Below are 25,217 nucleotides of genomic sequence, written 5' to 3' on the forward strand. Positions count from 1 at the left end.
GGTTTTTTATTTTGCTTATTTATCATCCAAAATTTAAAGGAGGCAAAATCATGGAACAACAATTGAATCAATTGAAAGAAGAAGTGCTGAAGAAAATTGAAGAAGCAGTCAATTTAAAAGCGTTAAATGAAGTGCGCGTTGCCTATTTGGGAAAAAAAGGACCGATTACGGATTTACTAAAAGGGATGGGCAAGCTATCTGCTGAAGAACGTCCGAAAATGGGGGCATTAGTCAATACGGTGCGTGAGCATGTGACGGCTGAATTGGAGGCAAAGGCAGCGATTTTAGAGGAGCAAGCGATTCAAGCGCAATTAGAGCAGGAATCGATTGATGTTACATTGCCGGGTGCGACAATTAAGGCGGGAAATCGCCATCCATTAACGCGTGTTATTGAAGAAATTGAAGATTTATTTATTGCAATGGGCTATGAAATTGCGGAAGGACCAGAAGTAGAAAAAGATTATTACAATTTCGAGGCACTTAACTTGCCTAAAGACCATCCAGCACGCGATATGCAAGATACATTTTACATTTCCGAGGAAATATTATTACGTACGCAAACATCGCCTGTTCAAGCTCGTACAATGGAAGAAAAGCAAGGTGCAGCAGTGCGCATTATTTGTCCAGGGAAAGTATTCCGTCGTGACTCAGATGATGCTACACATTCGCATCAATTTATGCAAATTGAAGGGCTCGTTGTTGGCGAAAATATTCGCATGAGCGATTTAAAGGGAACATTGGATGTGTTAACGAAAGAAATGTTCGGTGCAGACCGTGAAATTCGTTTACGTCCATCCTTCTTCCCATTCACAGAGCCTTCAGTAGAAGTAGATGTGTCATGCTTTAAGTGTGGCGGAACGGGCTGTAATGTATGTAAAAAAACTGGCTGGATTGAAATTTTAGGAGCAGGTATGGTACATCCAAATGTACTTGAAATGGCTGGCTATGATTCGAAAAAAATGTCTGGCTTCGCGTTTGGCATCGGTGTAGAACGTATTGCGATGCTGAAATACGGTGTTGACGATATTCGTCATTTTTATACAAATGATGTGCGTTTCTTATCACAATTTGAGCGTGCAGAAGGGTAAGGTGGAATAAGATGTTAGTATCATTAAAATGGCTTAGTCAATATGTTGATTTTTCAAACTTAGCACCTGCTGAGCTTGCAGAAAAAATTACGCGTTCAGGTATTGAGGTAGATGCCGTAATCGACCGCTCAAAAGGGATGACGAATGTAGTCGTTGGGCATGTTGTAGCAAAGGAAAAGCATCCTGAAGCAGACAAATTAAATATTTGCCAAGTTGATGTTGGTGAGGAAAGCTTACAGCAAATTATTTGCGGTGCACCAAATGTTGATGCTGGTCAAAAAGTGATTGTTGCTCGTCCTGGTGCACATTTACCAGGCGGCATTAAAATAAAGAAAGCGAAGCTGCGTGGTCAAGAGTCAAATGGTATGATTTGTTCTTTACAGGAACTAGGTATTGAAGGGCGACTTGTACCAAAAGCATATGCAGAAGGGATTTACGTTTTACCAGAGGATAGCGTGCCAGGAACGGATGCATTAGAGCTATTAGGCTTACGCGACACGGTGTTAGAGCTAGGTTTAACCGCAAACCGTTCAGACGCAATGTCGATGCTAGGCGTTGCTTATGAAGTAGCAGCCATTTTAGGGACTGATGTAAAATTACCAGAAATTACGTATGCTGAAGCAGCGGAAAAAGCTTCTGATGTCTTGCAACTTGAGGTGCAGGATACAACCGTTAACCCGTTGTATGCGGCAAAAGTGATTAGAAATATTAAAGTAGCACAATCACCATTGTGGTTGCAGCAGTATTTAATGGCTGGTGGTATTCGTCCACATAATAATGTAGTCGATATTACAAACTATGTTTTATTAGAATACGGTCAACCGTTGCATGCCTTTGATTATGAACAGCTAGGGACGGGGAAAATCGTCACACGTCCAGCGTTAGTAGACGAAAAAATGACGACTTTAGATGATACCGAGCGCACATTACAGCCACATAATTATTTAATTACAAACGGTGAAGTGGCTGAGGCTGTTGCTGGGGTTATGGGCGGTGCTAAATCAGAGGTATCAGATAAAACTACAACAGTTGTTATCGAATCTGCTTATTTCCAAGGGGCATCTGTGCGCCGTACATCAAGAGATTTAGGCTTACGCTCAGACTCTTCAGCGCGTTTCGAAAAAGGTGTAGACCCAAATCGTGTATTACTTGCGGCAGAGCGCGCGGCTGCATTATTAGCTGAGCTAGCAGGTGGGGAAGTTTTAGAAGGGACAGTGCTTGTCGATGAGCTAGATAAAACACCAGCTCGCGTTGTCGTATCACCGGACTTTATTAATGCACGTCTTGGCATGAAAATCTCACTTGAGGATATGCTTGCCATTTTAAATCGCCTCCAATTCGGTGTAGAGGCAGCGAATGGCATGTTAATTGTTGATGTACCGACACGTCGCGGTGATATTACAATCGAAGAAGATATTGTAGAAGAAATTGCACGACTTTACGGATATGATGAAATTCCAATGACTTTACCACTTTCGGGAGAGCAAGTAGGTGGCCTAACGCCGTATCAAGTGAAGCGCCGCATTGTACGTGATGTGATGGAAGGTGCGGGTCTGTATCAGGCGGTAACATATTCCCTGACTTCAGCAGCGGATGCACAAAAATTCGCATTGCAAAAAGAAGAAACAACGAAGCTATTAATGCCGATGAGTGAAGAGCATTCAACATTGCGTCAAAGCATATTGCCACATTTAATTGAGGCGGTAAGTCATAACGTAGCACGTCAAGTAAATGATGTAGCATTATACGAAATTGGCTCTGTTTTCCTTGGCAAAACGGAGCATGATTTGCCACATGAGGAAGAACATCTTGCATTTGTATTAACAGGTCGTTGGACAGATAACACATGGCAAGGTGAGAAAAAAGCAGTTGATTTCTTCGTAGCAAAAGGCATTGTGGAGGCATTATTGTCAAAATTAGGATTGACTGCTGTAGTAAGCTATGAAAAAGCAATGTTAGAAGGCTTACACCCGGGGCGTACTGCGCATATTTTATTAAATGGAGAAATCATCGGTCTAATCGGCCAACTGCATCCAACTGAGCAGAAAAAAGCGGATTTAAAAGAAACATATGTAGTAGAAATGAAATTGGCTGCAATCTTAAATGCTGAAGTGGAAGAGCTTGTATATAGCCCTGTTCCACGTTACCCAAGCATTACACGCGACATTGCATTAGAATTAGACCGCGCAACACCTGCGGGCGAAATCGAAACAATCATTCGCGAAGCAGGCACTAAGCTTTTGAAAAGCATTAAAGTGTTCGACGTATATCAAGGTGAAAAAGTAGCCGCAGACAAAAAATCTGTTGCCTTCTCGTTAACTTATTTTGACGCAGAACGCACATTAACAGATGAGGAAGTTGTAGCAGCACATAATAAAGTATTAAAGGCACTTGCAGCAGCAGGCGCAGAAGTACGTTAAAGCTAAAGAAGGCATATGAAATCCAATTGGACTTCATATGCCTTCTTTTTAGTTTTATGAGCGAAAACAAGCTTTTTATGAGCGAAAACAAGCTTTTTATGAGCGAATTTGTAGCGTTTGCGAGCGAATTCATTGTGCTTATGAGCGAATTGCTGCTTTAGACCTGTTTAAAGTGCTTCATCAGCGGCTTTTGCGGGCCTCGCGATACCGTAAAGAGCGCCCAAAATAGCACTTATCGTATGAATTAATAGAAATGTGTAATAGTTAATAAAAACTCGATTTGTATACTCATTTAATAGCGGAAAGCCATAAATTTTTGAATTGGGGTCGCTCGGTGTGCCACCAAGTGACGCATATACCTCGTTTGTATATTGTATGGCATAATAGCTTGTAGCGATAACAAGCCCTACTCCTGCTATGAGTAAAATATTGCGTAGCATTTTATCTTGCGCTTGACGTGATAATTCAGTAGAAAAGCGAAATGTAATAAATAAACTTAATAAAAGAAACGGCGCAACAAGTGCAATACCGACAATACCTAAATTTCCATGCTTTATTGTATCTTCAGGTTGGAATGTAAAAAAATACTCAATCATCATCACACCGAATAAGGAAATGGCGATGCTAATGAGCCAGCTTCGTCTTAGCATATAGAAAATACCTCCTCACCATTACAACTATACATGGAATGGCATAGTCATTCAATGATGGAAATTGTTAAATAGAATAATAAGCTTTATAATTTATTATAATTCAGCAAGTGTCAAGCCACTTATTGAATCATAATAAGTGGCTTGGCAAGAGTTAGCTGAGGGGGAATTAATACGAGGACGTAAAGGAGGAATTTACCGATGTTAAAAAAAGACGAGGTGGTACTTGTATTAATTGATATACAAGGTAAGCTTGCGGAAATTGTAGAAAATAGCGAGCATGTAATTCAGAATATTGTGAAAGCCGTTAAAGGGGCTAATGTATTGGAGCTACCGATTTTATGGCTTGAGCAATATCCAAAGGGCTTAGGGTCAACAGTCCCTGAGATTGCCAATGAAATAGATGGACAGCCGATTGAAAAAATAACATTTAGTGCTTATGATACAGAAGAGTTTCGTGTGAAGCTTGCAGCCACAGGACGTAAAAAAGTATTGCTTGCAGGCATTGAATCACATATTTGTGTGTATCAAACGGCAGCTCATTTGCTTGCCAATGGCTATGAGGTAGAGGTTTTAGTGGATTGCGTTTCATCCCGCACAGGGGAAAACCGTCAATTAGGCATTGATAAAATGGTACAGTTAGGCGCACGTTTATCGAGTATCGAAATGGCTTTATTTGAAATGCAGCAAATTGCGAAGGGCGATATATTTAAAGCAATTAGTGCAATCGTAAAATAATATTAAATTTCACTATAGAACGTTTGTTCTTTTAGGTGTATAATAATTTTTGTAATACTGTGTAAGCTAATACTAAAATTCAATTGAAAGAGGAGTGGCAAAGATGGCAATTAACGTATACTTAATTTTTGATGGGCAAACGCGTGAGGCAATGGAACTTTATAAGGACGCTTTTCAAACAAAGGAAACACAAATCATGACTTTTGGTGAAGGGCATCAAAATGATGAATATCCAATTCCGGAAGAAGCAAAAGATTTAATTATGCATGCTCGTATGCCAGTAATGGGTGTAGACTTAATGTTCTCTGATACATTCCCTGGTCACCCTTATACAGTAGGCAACAATGTAACACTTGCAGTTGTAACGAATGATGAAGCGCAATTACGCCATGCTTTTGATGTATTAAAGCGTGAAGGAAACGTTCAAATGGAGCTACAAGAAACTTTTTGGAGCAAATGCTACGGCAGCTTAACAGATAAATTTGGCGTGGAATGGCAGTTCAATTATGAACAAGCATAAAAGGGCACTAGAAAGGCAGTGCGGTTGCCTGTTTTTGTTAGTGTTTCGTTAAGGAGTTTACTCGTTAAAGTAGAAGAGAGCCTTCTTTGAAAATGAGGAAAAGCGAGTTTCCACTATGCTTTGCACTTTTCTAAGGGTCTCTCTCACAGCGAGGCAAACACCGCCAAAACCAATCTTTATCCCTTTTAAATAAAGCACCTGTTTTAAAATACAGGCATTCATCTTAAAAAACACAAACGAAAGCGTCCACAAAGTCGGCAACTGCACGGCTTTGTGGACGCTCTTCCTATTTTGTGTAGTTATCGAAATAACCTTGAATATAAACCATTGGTGTACCTTTATCGCCAGAACCTGATGTTAAATCTGATAGCGAGCCAATTAAGTCTGTTAGCTTACGAGGAGTCGTACCTTGTGCAGCCATTTGACCTGTTAAGTCATCACCTTTATTTGTGATATATTCGGAAATTGCAGCTTTTAACTCTTCGCCACGTAAATTCGCAAAGTCGTTGTCAGCTAAATATTTTAATTTTACTTCGTTCGGTGTACCTTCAAGCCCCTTTGTATAAGCTGGTGAGACAACAGGGTCAGCTAGCTCCCAAATTTTTCCCACAGGGTCTTTAAAGGCACCGTCACCATAAACCATTACTTCAATTGTTTTGCCCGTTGCTTCTTTGATTTTTGCTTGAATATTATCAACGATAGGTTGGCAATTGTGGGGGAATAGTTTTACTGTGTCCTCCGTTGCTTTATTAGAGCCAAGTAAGCCATATTCTGGGTTAAAGCCTGAGCCATCGATTGATTCAGCTAAAATATTATCCAAAGTAAAGATTTTTTCTACCCCGTTGTTTACTAATGTACGTTTTGTGCGGAAGCGTGTGTGAATATCACATGCTAATACATTTTTGGTATAGTCCAAAATTGTTTTGGGATTGTTTGAAAAAATAACTTCGCACGCTGCACCTTCAGCTTCAATTAATTCTTTATAATATTCAATATAGTCTACACCTGTAAATGTATGCTTTTTATAGCCAAAATGCTCACGGAATTCAGCTTCTGATAATGTATCTGTCCATGGGTTTACCCCTTTAACATCTAATTCATCAATATCAACTAAATGATTACCCACTTCATCTGATGGATAGCTTAACATAAGGACAACTTTTTTTGCTCCTCTTGCAATACCACGTAAGCAGTTCGCAAAGCGATTGCGTGAAAGAATAGGAAAAATGACACCGACTGTATCGTCACCGAATTTTGCAGCAATATCTTTTGCGATATGATCGACGCTTGCATAATTTCCTTGTGCGCGTGCTACAACCGATTCTGTAACAGTTATAATATCTTTATCTTCAATTGAATAGCCTTCTATTTTTGCTGCGTTTAGCACTGTATCTACAACGATTTGTTCGATATTGTCACCTTCATTAATAATAGGACCACGAAGGCCTCGTACAACTGTTCCAACTACACGTTCCATAGTATCTCTCCTAACATCTTCATCAATTAACACTTGTCTAAATTTTTTTGCGGTCCATTTTTATAATATTTACCGCAAATTCATCTTCATTCAGTAAGTTTTCAATGATTTTATCTACTAGCTACTGACTTAAAGATAAAAACCACATTATTTACTATACAACAACGATGTGTTATAAGTAAAATTAATAATAATTATAGGGAGTATAAGTAAAACTAATATGATTGGGAAATTAGATTATTATCGTATTTTTAATATTGTAAGTCAAAATAAAAGCTTTTCCAAAGCGGCAGAGGAGCTATTTATGACACAATCTGCTGTCAGCCAAGCTATTTTAAAATTAGAAAAGGAGCTAGCAACACCTCTTTTTCATCGTACCCCAAAAGGCGTTATTTTAACAGACGAAGGGCAAGTATTATATGAATATGTGCAATCAGCGCTCGGTATTTTACATGCTGGTGAGGATAAGCTATTAGAATTTAAGCATTTGACAACAGGTCAGCTACGAATTGGTGTAGGAGATACAATTTCCCGCTATTTTTTGCTACCTTATTTAGAAATGTTTCATTTGAAATATCCCGGTGTCAGACTTAAAGTATTAAACGGCACAACATCGGAAATACGCGATTTTATAAGGGCGGGAGAAGCGGATGTAGGCGTTTGTAATTTACCTCTTCGCGATGAACAATTACAGGTACAGCCATGCAAGCAAATTCACGATATTTTTGTTTGTGGGGAAAAATATAAAAATTTAACGAAAAAGCCGATTGCCTTGCCGCAATTAATGAAAATGCCGCTTATTTTTCTTGGAAAAAAGGCTAACTCTCGCAATTATGTCGAGCAATATTTAAAGGAGCAAGGCTATCATTTGACGCCTGAATTCGAGCTTGGCTCACATGATTTATTGCTTCAATTTGCACAAATCAATTTAGGAATTGCTTGTGTGACAAAGGAGTTTGCATTGGAGTATTTGGAGAAGGGACTGTTATATGAAGTGCCCTTACAGCAGCCGCTACCTGAGCGAAGTATTGGTATTTGTCACTTAAAATCAGTGCCACTCTCAAGAGCTGCTCAAAAATTTAGTGAGCTTATTAATCCAACAGCATTTTTACCTCATAGGCAATGAGCCTACTAATGAATAAAATCTATTTTTTTGAACAACCTACAAGCAATTGAATGCTGAGGTGGTCAATATGAAAATCGAACAAACTAATGTTTGGCAGGAAGGATTTGAAAAGCGATTAAACGGAGAGCTGCCTTGGCAAAGCTGGGCGCTTTATAAAATGAACTATGAGATGACCGAGGCTCGTTTAATTTCAAATTTCTCGGGCTTGCAATGTGTAAAATATTTGCCGATGCTCTCACCGTTACAACATCAAATCAATGCTGCGACAACCGTTATTGAAGAAATGCATGGTAAAGCCATTTTAGCTGATGAAGTAGGGCTGGGAAAAACGATTGAAGCAGGCCTAATCCTAAAGGAATATATGGTTCGTGGTCTTGTGCAAAAGACCCTTATTTTAGCACCTGCCTCATTGATTACACAGTGGGTGGAGGAATTAACAGGAAAGTTTCATATTCCTGCTATCGCATATAATAAAAAATACGGGCTCGAGCATTGTAGTGTTGTTGTGATGAGCATGGATACCGCTAAGAAAAGTCCGCATAAGGAACGAATCTATGAGCAAAATTATGACATGATTATTATTGATGAGGCACATAAATTAAAAAATCATAAAACGCAAATTTATGAATTTGTTCAAAGTTTGAAAAAGAAATTTTGCCTATTACTAACCGCTACACCGATTCAAAATAATATTTTTGAATTATTTTATTTAATCTCTTTATTAAAGCCCGGCCATTTAGGGAGCTATGAGGCATTTCAAGCCACCTTTTCTGCAAAAAAGCACTCGGTTTCGCAAAATGAATTTTTGCAGGAGCTTGTTCACCAAGTGATGGTGCGAAATAGGCGTGAAAATACAAATATTGAATGGACGAAGCGCCATGTGCAAATTATACCGATTCATTTTTCTTCTGAGGAACGAGAGTTATATGAGCAAATTAGCAATTTACCATTACCAAACCCAATTACTCGTTTAACCTTGCAAAAGGAGCTTTGTAGTAGTAGGGAAGCAGTCTATGAAACATTATCGAAAATGCCGCAGCAAACGGAAGAGCAGCAAAAAATTCTTGATTGCTTACAGCAATTAAACACGCATTCTAAGGCACAAAAAACAGCACAATTAATTAAGCAAATAAACAATAAAGTAATTATTTTTACAGAATACCGGGCAACTCAGCTTTATTTACAAGCATTTTTATATGAGCAGGGGATTACCGCTGTTCTCTTTAACGGAAAGTATAAAAAAAGCAAGCGTGATTATATGAAGCATTTATTTAAGGAGCATGCACAAGTGCTAATTGCTACAGAAGCTGGTGGAGAAGGTATCAATTTGCAGTTTTGTAGCCATGTGATTAACTACGACTTACCATGGAATCCAATGAAGCTTGAACAACGCATTGGTCGTGTCCATCGTTTAGGACAAACGGAAGATGTTGAAATTTACAATTTTGCTGTTGAAGAAACAATTGAACAGCATATTTTGGCACTACTTTATACGAAAATTGATGTATTTGAACAAGTAGTTGGGGAATTAGACGCGATATTAACGAATAGGAGTGGGTAGTGATTGCTATGGATTCGCAGCAGATTAATCAATTTTTAAATGATTTTTTTACGGAAACAGGCTGTGACGTTGTGTGGCAAAATGATACGTTCAATATTCAGCTAACAATTGAAATGGATAAAAAGATAATGAATCGCCCCTTCTACTGGCAATATATCGAAGCAACCAATAGCGAGCCAAATCCGGCGCGGTTACAGTTGACAACTAGCATGCAGGAGCAGGGGGAGAGAGTGCATTTTGGCTCTCCAAGACTTCAGCAGTTGTATCTTGTAACAGATGAGCTAGGTGCATATGTAGAAATGTATGAAAGTATAGATACATCAGCAGCACAAACTTTTTTAACTCCTTGGCTCGCTGTGAATTATAAAATAGCATATTGCTGTGATTGTACGAAGGAAATGCTTTATTCATTTGGTTTGAATTTAATGACGGGGGAATTGCTGCTTGATTTTCACAGGTTACTCATACAAAAGGATTTATCTGTAACGAAACCTATGAATGGCTTTTGTGTAAAACATATTATTGCGCCACTAAGGGGACTAAAGCGTATACAGGCTGCAATGGAGGAAATAATTTTACAAGATAATCATTCTTGGGCAGACGAGGCAATGATTAAATGGCAGCGGGAACAACGCGTACTAGATTATTTTTATAATGGTCTTGAAGAAAAGCCTGAAATATATAATATAGAACAGCAAGCTTTGCAGGAGCGCTATGAGGCAAAAATAAAAATAGATATTGTAAATGGAGGTTTGTTTTATTTGAGAAACGTCTGAAGAGAGTGCTTTGCACGCTTTTCAGACGTTTCATTTTATCCCGTATTAACAGGCTGTAAGATCCCACTTCAAAACAGCAAAAAAATTAAGATGTTTAAATGGGGAATTCAACAGCCTGTAAAAAACCCGATTGGTGAAACTACCAATCAGTGGGGGATGAGAAGAACCCCCGCTGATTGAAGGTTCACTTTATGCCTTTTCTACAGAATTGATTAAAAATGAGATTTTATAGGACAATTCGATTGCTTCAGCCTCATGACTAGTATTTTTAAATGCTGCGCGATAGGCTTGCAGCATTGCATGAATAACGTGTTTTCTTAGTGAGTGTTGTGCTAATTCTTCAATTAGAAAAGCAGTTAGCTCATTGCCCGTTGCGTTTGTTTTAGGCTCTAATTGTTTAGCGAATCCTTGAAGTTGCTGTAAAACATGTTCTTTTGTTATTACAGGCTGTGTCGCATTATTATATAGCAGCTGCAATACGTCGATGCCCAGCATAACATCGTTTGTTTTTTGCATTGTCGGTAGCAGTGCTTGTACATACTCAAGCCCTTTTCGAACAAGTCGCTCTAAATCAGCAGATGAGCGATGGGCGCTGCGCCAAACCATTGCAAAATAATGAGTAATACCAAAAAATACGATGGCACATTCAAAAGCATATGGTCTTGTTTCTTCACCAAAAACATTTGCAAATCGCTCTGTAAGCCACTTAATTTCATGGAAGCGATGCTGCTGCATACCTTTCTTTAATTCGGGATTGCTGGATTGGAAGATACCTTCAAACAATGACATCAAATTATTTTCCTCATGAAGCTTTAAAGGAACAATAATTTGTTCGATGAGAACGTCAATATCTTGCTCATCGCGAGTCGTAAGCAATTCATAGCGACGAAGCTGTGCCGTATAGCGAAGCTGCTCTAAAATAGCTAAGAAGCATTCATTTTTAGAAGCAAAATAATTATAAAATGTACCTTTTGAAATATTTGCGTGCTCAATAATATCTTGAATCGATGTTTGGTGGAAGCCCTTATCAACAAAAAGCTGTAATGAAGCATCGATAATTTTCCTTTTTCTCGTATTCATAATTGTTCAATTCCTTTAATTTTATACTATCATTCTATCTTTAAAATGCTTATAATTCAATGTTTTTAAACTTTGAGTGAAAAATAGTTGCGAATTTTGGACTGTGAGTATAAAATAGGTCAAGTGAAACTTCGAAATATGAAATAATAAACAGAAGGGGTTTTAAATATGACAGCAGAAACAGCAAAAAAGCCACCGTATTTAATGATTGCAATTTTATTTATTGGAACATTTGTTGCCTTTTTAAATAACACTTTATTAAATATTGCGTTACCGTCAATTATGGTGGATTTAAAAATTGAAAACTATTCAACTGTTCAATGGCTTTCAACAGGCTATATGTTAGTAAGTGGGATATTAGTACCAGCATCCGCTTTTTTAATTACAAAATTTAAAAATAGAACTATTTTCATTGCGTCGATGGGATTGTTTTTATTAGGTACAGTAATGGCAGCATTTGCGCCGAGTTTTGGTATATTAATTGCTGGGCGTATGGTACAAGCAGCAGGCGCTGCTACAATGTCACCACTATTAATGAATATTATGTTAATTAGCTTCCCGATTGAAAAGCGTGGGACAGCGATGGGGTTATTTGGTCTAGTGATGTTTGCAGCACCTGCAATTGGCCCGACATTATCAGGATGGATTGTTGAGCATTATAATTGGCGTGTGCTTTTTGAAATGATTATTCCTTTTGCGGCTATTAGCCTAGTACTAGGAATATGGAAGTTGCGCAACATCATGCCAACACGTGAAGTTACCATTGATTATTTATCATTAGTGTTATCAACAATTGGTTTTGGAGGCTTATTATACGGCTTTAGTATGGCTGGCTCAAAGGGCTGGGGAGAGCTTGAAGTATATGGCACAATTATTTTAGGTGTAATTGGTTTCGTAACTTTTGTCGCGCGTCAGCTAAAATTAGAAGAGCCTTTATTAGACTTACACATTTATAAGTATCCGATGTTTGCTTTATCATCTGTTATTTCGATGGTAATGTCTGTAGCGATGTTTTCAGGAATGATTTTAACACCTGCTTATGTTCAAACTGTGCGCGGTATTTCGCCATTTGATGCAGGGCTGATGATGCTACCAGGTGCTATTGTTATGGGGCTGATGTCACCGATTACAGGAAGACTCTTTGATAAATATGGTCCTCGCATGATTGCAACGCTAGGATTGATTATTATGACGGTTTCAACATTTTATTTATCGAAGCTGTCGTTAGATTCTTCTTATGTTTATATTATTACTGTTTATACAGTGCGCTCATTCGGTATGTCACTTGTAATGATGCCGATTATGACGAATGGTTTAAATCAAATTCCAATGAAAATGAATCCGCACGGTACAGCGATTAATAACACTGCACAGCAAGTGACTGGTGCAATTGGTACAGCTGTATTCGTAACAATTATGAATGCACATACAAAAACACGTGCAGCCAAATTGGTAGCTGAGGCGCAAGAACAAGCAACAGCTAGCGGCATCCAGCCAACAGAAAGTCAAATTGCTGAAATGACAGCCCAAATTGGTCAGGCTGCAATGCTTGATGGCATTAACTTCACATTTTTTGTGGCAACAATCGTTTCATTTATTGCACTCGTTCTTACATTTTTTGTTAAACGTGTGGATGTTACACAGCGAGAAGGATATGAAGGTAAATAAAAATAAAGGCAAAGTCGGCGAACGACTTTGCCTTTATTTTTTACCATTTAAAGTTTTACATTATTGCGCTGTTAATGCGATAAATTCTTCAACATCCTTTTCACAAAGTGCGATTCCTTTTAACCAGAAATCACGCTTTGTAATGTCTTCACCTAAATGCTTCATTGCTAAATCTTCTACAGTCATTACGGCTGTATCACGTAGTAGCGCAATATATTTTTCTTCGAAGCCCATACCTTCTTCTTTCGCCTTTGCATAAATGCTTAGTGAGAATAGGTAACCGAATGTGTATGGGAAGTTATAGAATGGCACACCTGTAATAAAGAAGTGTAGCTTTGTCGCCCAGAAATGTGGGTGTGTTTCACCAAGACCGCCTGCATGTGCCTCACGTTGTGCCTCTTCCATTAATTCATTTAAACGTTTCGAAGACACAACACCTTTTTTACGCTCCTCATAGAAGCGAGTTTCAAACAGGAAACGTGCATGGATATTCATAAAGAATGCCACAGAGCGTTGTACTTTATCTTCAAGTAAAGCGATTTTTTCCTCTTTTGTGCTAGCTTCTTCAACGGCTGCGTCTGCAACAATCATTTCCGCAAATGTTGAAGCTGTTTCTGCTACGTTCATCGCGTAGCCTGTGTTTAATGGGTGAACAGGGCGTAAAGCATAGCTATGGAATGCATGACCAAGCTCGTGTGCTAATGTTGCTACATTAGACATTGAACCGGAATACGTCATGAAAATACGCGATTGTTGTGCTAACGGGAAGCCTGTGCAGAAGCCACCTGGCTTTTTATTATCACGGTCCTCCGCTTCAATCCAGCCATCTTCAAATGCAGTACGTGAAAATGCTTCTAACTCTGCACCGAAGCGACCAAAATGTTTTAAAATGAAGGCAGCACCTTCTTGATAATCCATTTTTGCTGTTGCCTCTGTTACCGGTGCATCAAAATCGTACCAATTTAATTTTTCATCGCCAAGCATTTTTGCTTTATGTGTTAAATAGCGTGCGAAGATTTCCTTGCGCTCGCTAATGGCACCCCACATTGCATCAAGCGTTTCTTCCTTCATTCGATTAATTGTTAAAGGCTCTTTTAATACATTATCCCAACCACGCTTTTTGTAAACGCTTAAACGGAAGCCTGCTAGATGGTTTAATGTTTTAGCGAAAAATTCCTCACGCTCTGTAAATACTTTTTCAATCGCTTCAAAGGCAGCTTTACGCACCTTAGGGTCTTTGTGTGAGCTTAAGTTATTCGCTTGACCAACAGAAAGCGATTTCACTTCGCCGTCCACTTCAACTTCCACGCGAATATCGCTAATTAATAGGTCATACATTTCGCCCCAAGACCTGTAACCATCTACTGTTAAAGAAGAAATAAGTGCTTCTTCCTCCTCAGATAGCGATTCTTTTGAAGCATCGCGCCATTCCGTTAAAATGAAAGCAAATGGAGCAAGCTCCTCCGTCGCAACTAATTGGGCAAATGTATTTTCTTTAATTTGACCTACTAGCTGTCGCAGCTTTTCATATGATGGCGCAACCTCTGCATAGAGTGCAGAAATTTTACCTAAAAGCAACATTGCTTCGCGGTCTTTAATATTTTGAGCGTTTAAACAAGATAAAAATGCACCTGCTTGCCCCATATGCTGGCGTACATCCTTCACTTTATCAATTGCCTCAAGTAACCCTGCAGTTTCCGATGCTGTTTGCGGTACAGTAAGTTTACTTACAAATTGCTGTAAGCCCTGTACTAAGTCCGCCGTTTTTTCTAAATGTGCAGCAAATTGTGAAGAACTGCTACCACCTTCAAAAAATACGTCTAAATCCCATACCTCTGGATAATTCGTTGTCATGAAAAAACCTCCTAAAAACAAATTCTTTTCTATTTTACAAAAATTCCGAACTTATTTCACGCTTTTTTTTCGAATTTCGAAATAATTTTCAAATGAAGAAGAAAAATTAGCTAATAAAAAGTTAAAAAGACGCGCGATTGCGCCTTTCTAACTTCTTTCAGTGGGTGATTGACAAAAGGAGCTCAGTCTAAGTACACAACGACTGAGCAACATCGTGTTCGGCGGATGTGAAGGGAGGTTTGCGATTGATGTATGTCGGGACGGTTTTAGATTGTCCGCTCAAAAGCAATTACACCGAAGTATAATTGAGATGATTCATAAATTCTTTCTTTTTTGAAGAAGCCTGCGTGCTTTTTCTGTATTTGCAAAATGCCATTTAGATATGGAGTGCAGTGTTTCTTCGCCTTTACTTAACCAAATTTTCGCAGCCATTTCGTCGACTTTACTGCTAGCCCCTTTTTGTAGTGTGAATCCAACAAGCTCACTTAATCGGTCCATCTCCTTTAAAAAAGCATAACGAGCTAAAATGGAGGCAGTAGCAACCGCGACATGCAAATTTTCTGCCTTTGTAGAAAATAGTACATTATCGCGAATGATTTCTTGCTCACGCTGAATATGACGATAATAGGTAGCTCTTTCAGCAAACTGGTCGATTAAAATATATTGTGGTTGCTCTGGAGCGATTTTTTTTAAAACATGCCTAATTGCTTGATTGTGCAATAAGGCCTTCATTTTTCCTTGGGAATAGCCTTTCGCTTGTAATGTATTATATTTATCATTACGTAGTGTTAAAATACTGTGCGCACAAACCTTCATTAAATCTGGTGCAATTTTCCGCATGAAATCATCTGTTAACAATTTAGAATCCTTCACACCAAGCTCCTGCACAAGAGGAATTTTATCCGCTGGGACATAAACAGCCGCTACTGTAATAGGTCCAAAATAATCGCCTGTACCTGTTTCATCTGAGCCGATAACGGATAAAGTAGCAAAGTTTTTCGGTAGCGCATCTCCCTTTGAGGCGATGCCTTTTTCACTTACCTCGGCAGTACCCCAGCGAGCAGCCTCGCGCTCTGCACCACCCCCCTGAAACATTACCTTGCCAGATTTATACACCGTAATCGCTGTATCTGCTAGTTTCGCAGCAAAAACAACACCCGGTGCATTACGTATTACTTTATTCGTAGCATAAAAGCTTTGCACTTCTTGTAGCTTATCATTTGTTAATAGTAAAACAATATTTGTCATTCCTTCGTTCCCTTCTATGCTCGCTATTTTTATAGCGTGTTTACAAAATATTTATCTGCTTCTCAAAGCATATCTTAATAGTAAATTAAGAGATTTTCCCAAAAGCAAGCGATGCGCTGCTTTTGATATGCTGCCTTTAGGGAATTTTATTTTTTAATGAAGTAGATGATTTGCTGAGTCGATAACGGAGAATTCCTTTAAGCGTTGCTTCACCTCATTGACAATTTGTTCGTTGAAGCCGCTCAGTTCATCTATTTTTTCAAGCTTTTCCTCTACAGTTAAGCGCAGATTTGTTAATAAAATCCATTGTAATAAATCATCAATTGCATGCTCTGTCTCAAAATAACGGTGGTAATAAATATATGCTCGTTCTAAATAGCTCTCGGCGTGTTGAGCGTTTAACTTTATGCTTTTTGTAAATGAAGCAAATGCCTCATCATATTGCTCCAACTTTTCATAAACTAAGCCAAGATTGTAATGAGCATCCCCATTTTCTGAATCAAGCTCTAGGTAGCTTTTTGCATCCTCTAAAGCCTCCTCATACTGTTTTAGCATGAAATGCAGAAGCCCTCTTAACCAATAGAGTTGGGGGTTTTTCGCGTCAATATCTAAACCGCTTGTACATACAGTGATTGCTGTTTCATATTCCTCAAGCTTCATTAAACAGCTCGCACGCTTCTCGTAGAGCCAAATTTCATGTGGGCTAATTTGTTGTGCTGAAGCAAAAGCTGCACTCGCATGTTCCCATAATTCTGTTTCAAAAAAGATATGCCCAAGGGCAATATGATAATAATCCTCTTCCTTTAATTCTGCATCAAGCTCATTTGCCCTGTTTATATCTTCCAATGCCTCATCATAATTGCCTATACAAAAACTTGCATAGCTACGTTTCATATATACGTTTGCTGATTCCTTTAACTGTATTGCGGCTGTATAGGCTTCAATTGCTGCCTCATATTCATTTGCGTCGACAAAAATGGCCCCTCTTTGGATAAAATTTAAGTCATCATCATTCTCAAGTACAATTAATTCGTTGCTAACTTGGAGTGCTTCCTCCAAATTACTTAAGTGATGGTATGCTTCTGTCAGCCAAAAGAGAGAGGTAGGGGATGCAGAAAACGACTCATGAAGCTTAAGTAAAATTTCCTTCACCTCGTCATAGCGTTCTTGTTCACGATAAAATCGTGCAAGTCCATAATATGGCTCTTCTGTATTATGTCCAATTTCAAATGCCTTTCTGAGAATTTTTTCTGCTTCCTCAAGCTCATTATAGGTAGTATATATTTCAGCTAACCTTATATAGAGCCAAATTCTGTTTGGATTTAGACGAATTGCAGTTGAAAACATAATCGCCGCCTTCCAATTACCTAGTGCAGCGTAGATTTGCCCTAATAAAATATAATATTCGGCGTCCTCGTCTAAATCTTTATTTAAGCTTAATGCTTCCTGTAAATCTGTAAGAGCTTCTTCGTAGCATTCTATTTTATAATAGGCAAATGCACGCTTCATTCTTGCCTCACTTTCGTCATTGAGCGCAATTGCCTGACTGTATGCTTCAACAGCTTCCTCAAAACGCTGTAGCTCATCAAGAATTTTGCCGCGTTGAATAAAGTTTACAGTATCATCATCTTCAATATCCAATAAATTACTATTAATATTAATTGCTTCTTCGTATCGTTGTAAACGATAGTAATAATCAGCTAACCAATAGATTGCGATTGGATATGCAGGGAATTTTTCGTTTAGAGTAACTAAAATGCGTAAAGCTTCCTCTTCATTGTTTTGGGCCTGATAAAGTCGTACCCATTCAAAGTATGGTTCTGATGATTCAGCATTGATTAAAATCGCTTTTTTTAACATGTCTTCAGCATACGACCATAAACCGACATAACGATAAAGGCGCGCTAATGGTAAATGAAAGTCGAAGTGGTTGCGAATAGAGTCGCGCAGCTTCGTATACGCAGAATGATTATAGTTTGCACGTTCAAGAAAAGCGGAAAGGCCTTTATCTTGCTCTGCTTCAAATTGCAGTAATAGCTCTCTGCCTTTTTCTAAGCTAATAATTGCCTTTTCGAGTTCGCCTAGCTCTTCAAGTGAAAGACCAAGCTCTAAATAATAATGGGGTAGGGCACGATTCCAGTCCTCGACTAAGTATTGCAAAATATTTGCAGCCTCTTTATAATCCTGCATATCCACATAAGCGCGGGCAAGTTCATAATAAGTGGAGAATTGTGAATGGTCATCCTCGCGCTTAATCGTTTCATTGAAATCAGTTATCGCACCCTCATAATTTTGTAGCGCACTTTTCGCTAATCCACGATTGTACCAATATAAGCTAGTTTCAGGGCTTAAACGAATCGCTTCATCTAAATCAAAAAGCGCATCCTCGTTCTTGTCGATTTCAAACAGTATATTTGCACGCTTCGAATGGGCGTATGCCGATTTAGCTTTTTCAATAACGAGTGTAAGTAGCTCAATCGCCTCAGATGTGAATTCAAACTCCTCATAAAGAAAATGAATTGCATCGATTAGCTCCTCCTCGATATTGATGTCATTTGCATCAATCGTAAGAGCAGTTGCAAGGGTATTTCTTGCCTCCTTGTGGTTATTTAACTTTATAAGAAGCAGTGCTCGATAGACATAAAGAAAAATAAGCTGTTTATGCTCACCATCTAGAAATTGTGCAATCGCTTTTTCGGTAATTGTAGCTGCTACTTCCAGCTCCTCGGCCATTGTGTGGAAATAAGCTTTATATATGTATGCCATTGAAACGTCGCATTGTTCAATAAGGCCATTTATAATTTTGTAAGCTTCTTTTTGCTCCTGAAGCTTGTATAATAGTTTTGCCACGAGGATTTTGTCATCATCGTTTAATTTATTGATACCGATTTTGCGAAAATACTTTACTGCTTCAATAAGCTCGCCGTTTTCGTAATAGAGATGAGCGAGTTCAAGCTGTTCTGTTTTTTTAGTCATTGTTATTAAACTCTCCTTAATGAAATATATAATGGTAGATTTATTAGTTATAATATCATCATTCAACAAAATTTTATATTTTTTCCAGTCGCGATAAATTGTCACTATCCACGCAGCTAAAACATATTCTCCCGCGGTTACTCGTAGCAGGGAATATAGCTGAGCTAAGTTAAATATATCATTTGGCGTGATTCCAAAGCACAACAAAACCTCTAAAATATTGACACAACTGCATTTCTGTCAGTCTATTGTTGTATTATACAATGTAAAAATGGTATGATATGTAGTATGAAAATTGCAGAAAATCGAACAGGAATTGCATTATGCCATCTAAATTAATGCTTCAAACGATACTGTATGAAGCGAGATTCATTATTGGCTACCTGCTGGCGTTGCCTATGCTTTTGGGAGGAATTACTTTGGCTGAACAAGAAAAAAATCGAATTTCAGTTGAAATTTATGGTCGTACATATAAAATGGTTGGTACGGAATCGACGGGGCATATGCGATTAGTTGCTTCCATTGTAGACGATAAAATGCGTCAAATAAGTGCACATAATCCAACATTAGATAGCACCAGACTAGCAGTACTTACAGCGGTTAATTCTGTACATGAATTATTACAACTGAAAGCGCAAGTCGAGGCGCTTGAAGAAGAAGTGAAAAGGTTAAAGGGTTGAAGTAAATGCTAGATATTATTTTATTAATCGTATTATTACTAAGTTGTATTATTGGTGCGAAGCGTGGCTTTATCGTTCAAATCATTCATTTAGGAAGCTTTTTAATTGCGCTTATTGTAGCCTATATTTATTATAAACCACTAGCGCAAAAATTTGTGCTATGGGTTCCATATCCGGGCTTCACAGAAGATGCGACGATGACATTAGTGCTAGATACATTAGATGTGGATCGTACGTTTTATCGCGTTATTGCTTTTGCACTTATTTTCTTTATCGTGAAATTGATTTTACAAATTATCGGTTCAATGTTTGATTTTTTAACGTATTTGCCAATACTCGGTCCAATCAATCGTTTATTAGGTGCAATATTAGGCTTCATCGAATTTTATTTCATTATTTTTATTGCGCTTTATGTTTTTGCATTATTGCCATTGGAAGTAATCCAAAATGTGCTGAATAAATCGATTTTAACTGGATTAATTCTTGAGCATACACCAGTAGTAACACAAATGTTCCAAAACTGGTGGTATATTTACACACAATGATATGTTGATATTCGTTCAATTGATAATGACAAAAGGTGAAATAACACTTGCTAAGGGTGGAGCCTCTCTCGACAAATGAGGGAGGCTTTTCTTAAGGAGAGAGAAGCATGAACAAAAAAATAATTATTCGTACGCTTGAAAAAATAGCATTATATTTAGAGCTGCAGGGAGAAAATCCGTTTAAGGTATCGGCATTTCGCAAAGCAGCAGCTGCGCTAGAAACGGATGAGCGCAGCTTGAGTGAAATAGAGGATATTACAGCAATTAAAGGGATTGGCAAAGGAACAGCGGCTGTTATCGAGGATTTACTGGAAAATGGGCGGTCTACTGTTTTGCAGGAGCTAGAGCAGGCAGTACCAAAAGGGTTAATTCCTCTAATGAAAGTGCCGGGCTTAGGGGGGAAGAAGCTAGCGAAGCTATATCAAGAGTTAGGCATTACTGATGCCCAGTCATTGCTACAGGCATGTGAAGCAGGACAGGTGCAAGCATTAGCGGGCTTTGGAGCGAAAACGGAGGAAAAAATAAAAAAAGAACTTGAGAATTTTGGCTCTCGCGCAGAAAGATTGCCAATTTGGCAGCTTGAACCTGTCGTACTTGAAATAAATGAATTGCTAGAAAACATTGCCGAGGTGGAACGATTTTCAGTTGCTGGTAGCTATAGACGTACGAATGAAACGAGTAAGGATGTTGACTTCATTGTTGCAACATCATCACCTGTAGCGGTGCGAGAGGCTATTTTAGCTCAGCTCGTTATTTTAGAAGTTGTTGCGGCAGGAGAAACGAAGGTTTCTGTTATATTGGACCGTGACGAGCCTGTTAGTGTCGACTTTAGGCTTGTGAGTATGAAGGAATATGCAACAGCCTTGCATCATTTTACAGGCTCGAAGGACCATAATGTACGCATGCGTCAACTTGCAAAATCGCAAGGGAAAAAGATTAGTGAGTATGGGGTGGAGCAGTCCGATGGCACAATCGAAACATTTAGCTCAGAGCAGGAATTTTTTGCACACTTTAATTTACCTTTTATTCCATCTGCTGTACGTGAAAATGGCAAGGAATTGGAGCGCTTAGAGGAGCTAGAGCAATTAGTACAATTACCGCATATTGTAGCGGATTTACACTTGCATACGACATGGTCTGACGGTGCACATTCCGTTGCAGAAATGGGACAGGCTTTGGTCGAAAAAGGCTATCAATATGCGGTTGTTACAGATCATTCACAATATTTAAAGGTGGCGAATGGTCTTACACCAGAGCGTTTAACAAAACAAAAGACCGAAATTGAGCAATTTAATGCTGAGCACTCAAATTTCCGTTTATTTAAAGGGATTGAGATGGATATATTGCCAGATGCGACATTGGATTTCTCGGATGTTGTGTTGCGTGAGTTGGATTTTGTTATTGCTTCCATTCATTCAAGCTTTACACAGTCGCAAAGTAAAATTATGGAGAGACTTTATACTGCAATTACAAATCCATATGTCCATATGATTGCACATCCAACAGGTCGTATCGTAGGACAGCGTGGTGGTTATAATCCTAATATTCCTCAGCTAATAGATTGGGCTGCAGAGCACGGTAAAATACTTGAATTAAATGCTAATCCGTACCGTTTAGATTTATGTATTGAGCATTTACAGCTAGCGACGGAGAAAAATGTACCGATTGCTATTAATACAGATGCCCATGCAATCGAGCATTTACGCTTTATGGAAATCGGCGTTCAATATGCACAAAAGGCATGGCTCAAAAAGGAATTAATCGTTAATACATGGTCAATCGAACAATTTGAAGCATTTATTCACCGTCATAAATAAGGTAAAAATTTAATTGAGAAACAGGGGGTGTTTTTCATGATCGAACAACGAGCATTGAAAACACTAGAATTTGATAAAATACGACAGCAGGTAGCGCAGTATTGTACATCCTCAATTGGGAAGTCTGCGATTCAGGAGCTAGTACCTGAAACTGATTTTGAAGCAGTAGTCGCACTGTTGGAGGAAATGGATGAGGGACTATCGATTTTACGCGTAAAAGGCAATGTGCCGATGGGGGGCATTTTTGATGTTCGTCCACATGCTAAGCGTGCACAAATTGGCGGTATGCTCTCACCGATGGAGTTAATGGAAATTGCTAGTACGATTCGAGCAAGTCGCATTTTGCGTAACTTTATAGAAGATATTGAAGCAGACGAAGAGATAGCGATTGCGCATTTTGTGGAGCGCAAGGAACAAATGCCAGTGTTAACGGCTTTGCAGCATGAAATTAATGATTGTATTGATGAAAATGGTGCGGTGCTTGATTCTGCGAGTGTAACATTGCGTACGATTCGTCAGTCTTTGCGTGCAGAGGAAGCGAAGGTGCGCCAAAAACTAGAAAGCTTAACGCGTGGTGCAAATGCAGCAAAGATGCTATCTGATTCTATTATTACCATTCGAAACGATCGTTTTGTTATTCCTGTGAAGCAGGAGTATCGCTCACATTACGGTGGAATCGTCCATGACCAATCCTCGTCTGGACAAACATTATTTATTGAGCCAGATGCTGTTGTTCAAGCAAATAACGAGGTACAGCGTTTAAAAGTGAAGGAACAGGCAGAGGTTGAGCGAATTTTACTTGCTTTAACTGCTAAAGTTGAAGAGGTGGGGCATGATTTATTCGTCCTTGTACAGCTGCTTGGAGAGATGGATGTTATTTTGGCAAAGGGGAAATATGGTCAAGCGAATAAGTGTACAATGCCAAAAGTGAATGCGGATGGCTATATTCGCTTAGTGCGTGCAAGACACCCACTATTGCCGATTGATGAGGCCGTAGCAAATACGATTGAATTTGGTCGTGATGTAACGGCGATTGTCATTACGGGTCCAAATACAGGCGGTAAAACCGTCACATTAAAAACGGTTGGTTTATGTACGTTAATGGCGCAATCAGGTTTACCTGTACCAGCGCTTGATGGCTCAGAGCTCGCAATTTTTGAGCAGATTTTCGCTGATATTGGAGATGAACAGTCGATTGAGCAATCACTCTCGACATTTTCCTCACATATGGTGAATATTGTTGATATATTAAGTAAATTTGATGATAAATCACTAGTGCTTTTTGATGAGCTTGGTGCTGGTACTGACCCACAAGAGGGGGCAGCACTTGCGATTGCCATTTTAGACGAAGTCGTAGATTATGGCGCACGCGTAATGGCAACAACTCATTATCCAGAATTAAAGGCATATGGCTATAACCGTCCAAGTGTAGTAAATGCGAGTGTAGAATTTGATGTTGAAACATTAAGTCCTACGTATCGATTATTAATTGGCGTACCGGGCCGTTCAAATGCTTTTGAAATTTCTACAAGACTGGGCTTGAAAAAGGCAATAATCGACCGTGCTAAATCGTTTACAGGAACAGACCGCCATGAGGTGGAATCGATGATTGCTTCTTTAGAAGAAAGCCGTGTTCGCTCAGAGCGTGAAGCCGAGGAAGCACATGGTTTATTGGAAGAGGCAAGTTATTTACATGAGCAGCTAACGGAGCGCATTCGCACATATGATGAGAAAAGAGAAAGCCTAGAAAAGAAAGCGAAAGAAAAGGCTCGTAAAATTGTTGATGAGGCAAAGCGTGAAGCAGAGGTCATCATTGAAGAGCTTCGCGAAATGAAAAGAAATGCAGCTAGTGCTGTCAAAGAGCATGAGTTAATTGACGCGAAAAAACGCTTAGAGGACACAGCTCCGCAGGATAATAAAGTACTACAAAAAGTAGCAGCTGAGCGCAAGCGGGCTCAAAATTTAGCTGTTGGTGACGAAGTAAAGGTTATAAGCTATGGTCAAAAGGCTGTTTTATTGGAAAAAGCGTCGAATGATGAGTGGGTTGTTCAAATTGGTATTTTAAAAATGAAGCTACCTGAATCAGATTTAGAATATGTTAAACCCGAAAAAGAATCACAAACGCGCCAAATGGCTAATGTTAAAAACCGCGGTAGCCTCGTAAAGCTAGAATTAGATTTGCGTGGTGAGCGCTATGAGGACGCGCTTATTCGTACAGAAAAATATTTAGATGACGCATTGCTTGCTAATTATCCGCGTGTCTCCATTATTCATGGAAAAGGGACAGGGGCATTGCGCCAAGGTATTCAAAGCTATTTAAAGGGGCATAAGCGTGTGAAATCATTCCGCTACGGCGAAGCAGGAGAAGGCGGATTCGGTGTGACAGTTGTAGAATTGAAATAGAGGGGGACAGCTTATGTTAGCATCAGCATTTTGGCAACATCCTTTAGTAGAAACAGCGGGTTATTTTAGCGTTGTTGTACTTTGTCTAGTCGTATCAATGGTGTTATTTGAAGTTGTAACGAAGTATAAGAATTGGGAAGAAATAAAAAAGGGCAATGTGGCAGTAGCGCTTGCAACAGGTGGGAAAATTCTGGGTATTTGTAATATTTTCCGCTACTCTATTGAGCGTCATACAACGTTAATTGAGATGCTCGGTTGGGGCTTATATGGCTTTATATTACTTATTTTCGCCTATTTTTTATTTGAATTTTTAACACCACTCATTAAAGTGGATGAGGAAATTGCTAAGGACAATCGTTCTGTCGGCTTTATTTCCTGTACAATTTCGGTTGGCCTATCATTTGTTATCGGGGCAAGTATTGCGTAGGAGTGTTGTGAAATGGAGAAATTAGCAAAGGTGCTAATGGTTGTCTGTGTCGCATTTATTGCGGTAGGCATTTATTATATGTTGACGAGATAGGGAAAGGGCGTCCAAAAGCCGTGCATTTGCTGGCGTTTTGGACGCTTGCGATGCTGTTTTTCAAAAGTGT

General features: G+C 39.0%; 19 protein-coding genes. 13 read left to right on the forward strand and 6 right to left on the reverse strand.

The window, feature by feature from the left end:
* Positions 1–50: 50 nt before the first annotated feature.
* Positions 51–1,088, forward strand: a complete 1,038-nt coding sequence (pheS, locus tag MHH70_RS00365; protein WP_066162192.1) for a phenylalanine--tRNA ligase subunit alpha — start codon at positions 51–53, stop codon at positions 1,086–1,088.
* A gap of 11 nt (positions 1,089–1,099) precedes the next feature.
* Positions 1,100–3,508 (forward strand): phenylalanine--tRNA ligase subunit beta, encoded by a 2,409-nt coding sequence (pheT, locus tag MHH70_RS00370; RefSeq protein WP_342472217.1) that lies wholly within the window; start codon positions 1,100–1,102, stop codon positions 3,506–3,508.
* A gap of 167 nt (positions 3,509–3,675) precedes the next feature.
* Here the strand turns inward: pheT and MHH70_RS00375 are convergent, their stop codons facing one another.
* Positions 3,676–4,158: a nucleoside-diphosphate sugar epimerase gene (locus tag MHH70_RS00375; RefSeq protein ID WP_342472218.1), complete on the reverse strand. Its 483-nt coding sequence runs from the start codon at positions 4,156–4,158 to the stop codon at positions 3,676–3,678.
* A gap of 201 nt (positions 4,159–4,359) precedes the next feature.
* Between MHH70_RS00375 and MHH70_RS00380 the strand changes: the two genes are divergently transcribed.
* Positions 4,360–4,896: a hydrolase gene (locus tag MHH70_RS00380; protein ID WP_342472219.1), complete on the forward strand. Its 537-nt coding sequence runs from the start codon at positions 4,360–4,362 to the stop codon at positions 4,894–4,896.
* Positions 4,897–4,999: 103 nt separating this feature from the next.
* Positions 5,000–5,416, forward strand: coding sequence for a VOC family protein (locus MHH70_RS00385; protein WP_066162212.1), 417 nt, complete (start codon positions 5,000–5,002; stop codon positions 5,414–5,416).
* A 286-nt stretch (positions 5,417–5,702) separates the two neighbouring features.
* Here MHH70_RS00385 and MHH70_RS00390 read toward each other — a convergent pair whose 3' ends face one another.
* Entirely contained in the window at positions 5,703–6,893 is a 1,191-nt protein-coding gene (locus MHH70_RS00390) for a coenzyme F420-0:L-glutamate ligase (RefSeq protein ID WP_342472220.1), read from the reverse strand.
* Positions 6,894–7,113: 220 nt separating this feature from the next.
* Here MHH70_RS00390 and MHH70_RS00395 point away from each other — a divergent pair, with 220 nt between their 5' ends.
* The 3 genes from MHH70_RS00395 to MHH70_RS00405 all read left to right on the forward strand — a co-directional run bounded on the left by MHH70_RS00395 (position 7,114) and on the right by MHH70_RS00405 (position 10,356).
* A complete protein-coding gene (locus MHH70_RS00395; RefSeq protein WP_342472221.1) occupies positions 7,114–8,019 on the forward strand; it encodes a LysR family transcriptional regulator in 906 nt (301 codons plus the stop codon).
* 67 nt (positions 8,020–8,086) lie between these two features.
* Entirely contained in the window at positions 8,087–9,580 is a 1,494-nt protein-coding gene (locus tag MHH70_RS00400) for an SNF2-related protein (protein ID WP_342472222.1), read from the forward strand.
* A gap of 8 nt (positions 9,581–9,588) precedes the next feature.
* A complete protein-coding gene (locus tag MHH70_RS00405; protein ID WP_342473234.1) occupies positions 9,589–10,356 on the forward strand; it encodes a YqhG family protein in 768 nt (255 codons plus the stop codon).
* A 189-nt stretch (positions 10,357–10,545) separates the two neighbouring features.
* On the opposite strand, the gene MHH70_RS00410 is transcribed toward MHH70_RS00405, so the two are convergent.
* Entirely contained in the window at positions 10,546–11,436 is an 891-nt protein-coding gene (locus MHH70_RS00410) for a TetR/AcrR family transcriptional regulator (RefSeq protein ID WP_342472223.1), read from the reverse strand.
* Positions 11,437–11,604: 168 nt separating this feature from the next.
* Here MHH70_RS00410 and MHH70_RS00415 point away from each other — a divergent pair, with 168 nt between their 5' ends.
* Positions 11,605–13,104, forward strand: coding sequence for a DHA2 family efflux MFS transporter permease subunit (locus tag MHH70_RS00415; RefSeq protein WP_342472224.1), 1,500 nt, complete (start codon positions 11,605–11,607; stop codon positions 13,102–13,104).
* A 60-nt stretch (positions 13,105–13,164) separates the two neighbouring features.
* Here the strand turns inward: MHH70_RS00415 and MHH70_RS00420 are convergent, their stop codons facing one another.
* The 3 genes from MHH70_RS00420 to MHH70_RS00430 all read right to left on the reverse strand — a co-directional run bounded on the left by MHH70_RS00420 (position 13,165) and on the right by MHH70_RS00430 (position 19,182).
* Positions 13,165–14,958 (reverse strand): M3 family oligoendopeptidase, encoded by a 1,794-nt coding sequence (locus tag MHH70_RS00420; protein WP_342472225.1) that lies wholly within the window; start codon positions 14,956–14,958, stop codon positions 13,165–13,167.
* Between the two features lie 315 nt (positions 14,959–15,273).
* On the reverse strand, positions 15,274–16,206 hold the full coding sequence (rnhC, locus tag MHH70_RS00425) for a ribonuclease HIII (protein WP_342472226.1): 933 nt from the start codon (positions 16,204–16,206) through the stop codon (positions 15,274–15,276).
* A 153-nt stretch (positions 16,207–16,359) separates the two neighbouring features.
* Positions 16,360–19,182 (reverse strand): tetratricopeptide repeat protein, encoded by a 2,823-nt coding sequence (locus MHH70_RS00430; RefSeq protein WP_342472227.1) that lies wholly within the window; start codon positions 19,180–19,182, stop codon positions 16,360–16,362.
* A gap of 419 nt (positions 19,183–19,601) precedes the next feature.
* Between MHH70_RS00430 and zapA the strand changes: the two genes are divergently transcribed.
* The 5 genes from zapA to MHH70_RS00455 all read left to right on the forward strand — a co-directional run bounded on the left by zapA (position 19,602) and on the right by MHH70_RS00455 (position 25,054).
* On the forward strand, positions 19,602–19,862 hold the full coding sequence (zapA, locus tag MHH70_RS00435; RefSeq protein ID WP_066164329.1) for a cell division protein ZapA: 261 nt from the start codon (positions 19,602–19,604) through the stop codon (positions 19,860–19,862).
* 5 nt (positions 19,863–19,867) lie between these two features.
* A complete protein-coding gene (locus MHH70_RS00440) occupies positions 19,868–20,407 on the forward strand; it encodes a CvpA family protein (RefSeq protein ID WP_066162246.1) in 540 nt (179 codons plus the stop codon).
* A gap of 107 nt (positions 20,408–20,514) precedes the next feature.
* Positions 20,515–22,224 (forward strand): DNA polymerase/3'-5' exonuclease PolX, encoded by a 1,710-nt coding sequence (polX, locus tag MHH70_RS00445; protein WP_342472228.1) that lies wholly within the window; start codon positions 20,515–20,517, stop codon positions 22,222–22,224.
* 36 nt (positions 22,225–22,260) lie between these two features.
* Positions 22,261–24,627, forward strand: a complete 2,367-nt coding sequence (locus tag MHH70_RS00450) for an endonuclease MutS2 (protein ID WP_342472229.1) — start codon at positions 22,261–22,263, stop codon at positions 24,625–24,627.
* 13 nt (positions 24,628–24,640) lie between these two features.
* Positions 24,641–25,054, forward strand: coding sequence for a DUF350 domain-containing protein (locus MHH70_RS00455; RefSeq protein ID WP_066162255.1), 414 nt, complete (start codon positions 24,641–24,643; stop codon positions 25,052–25,054).
* Positions 25,055–25,217 lie beyond the last annotated feature (163 nt).

Source organism: Metasolibacillus sp. FSL H7-0170 (assembly GCF_038593115.1).
GTDB lineage: Bacteria > Bacillota > Bacilli > Bacillales_A > Planococcaceae > Metasolibacillus > Metasolibacillus fluoroglycofenilyticus.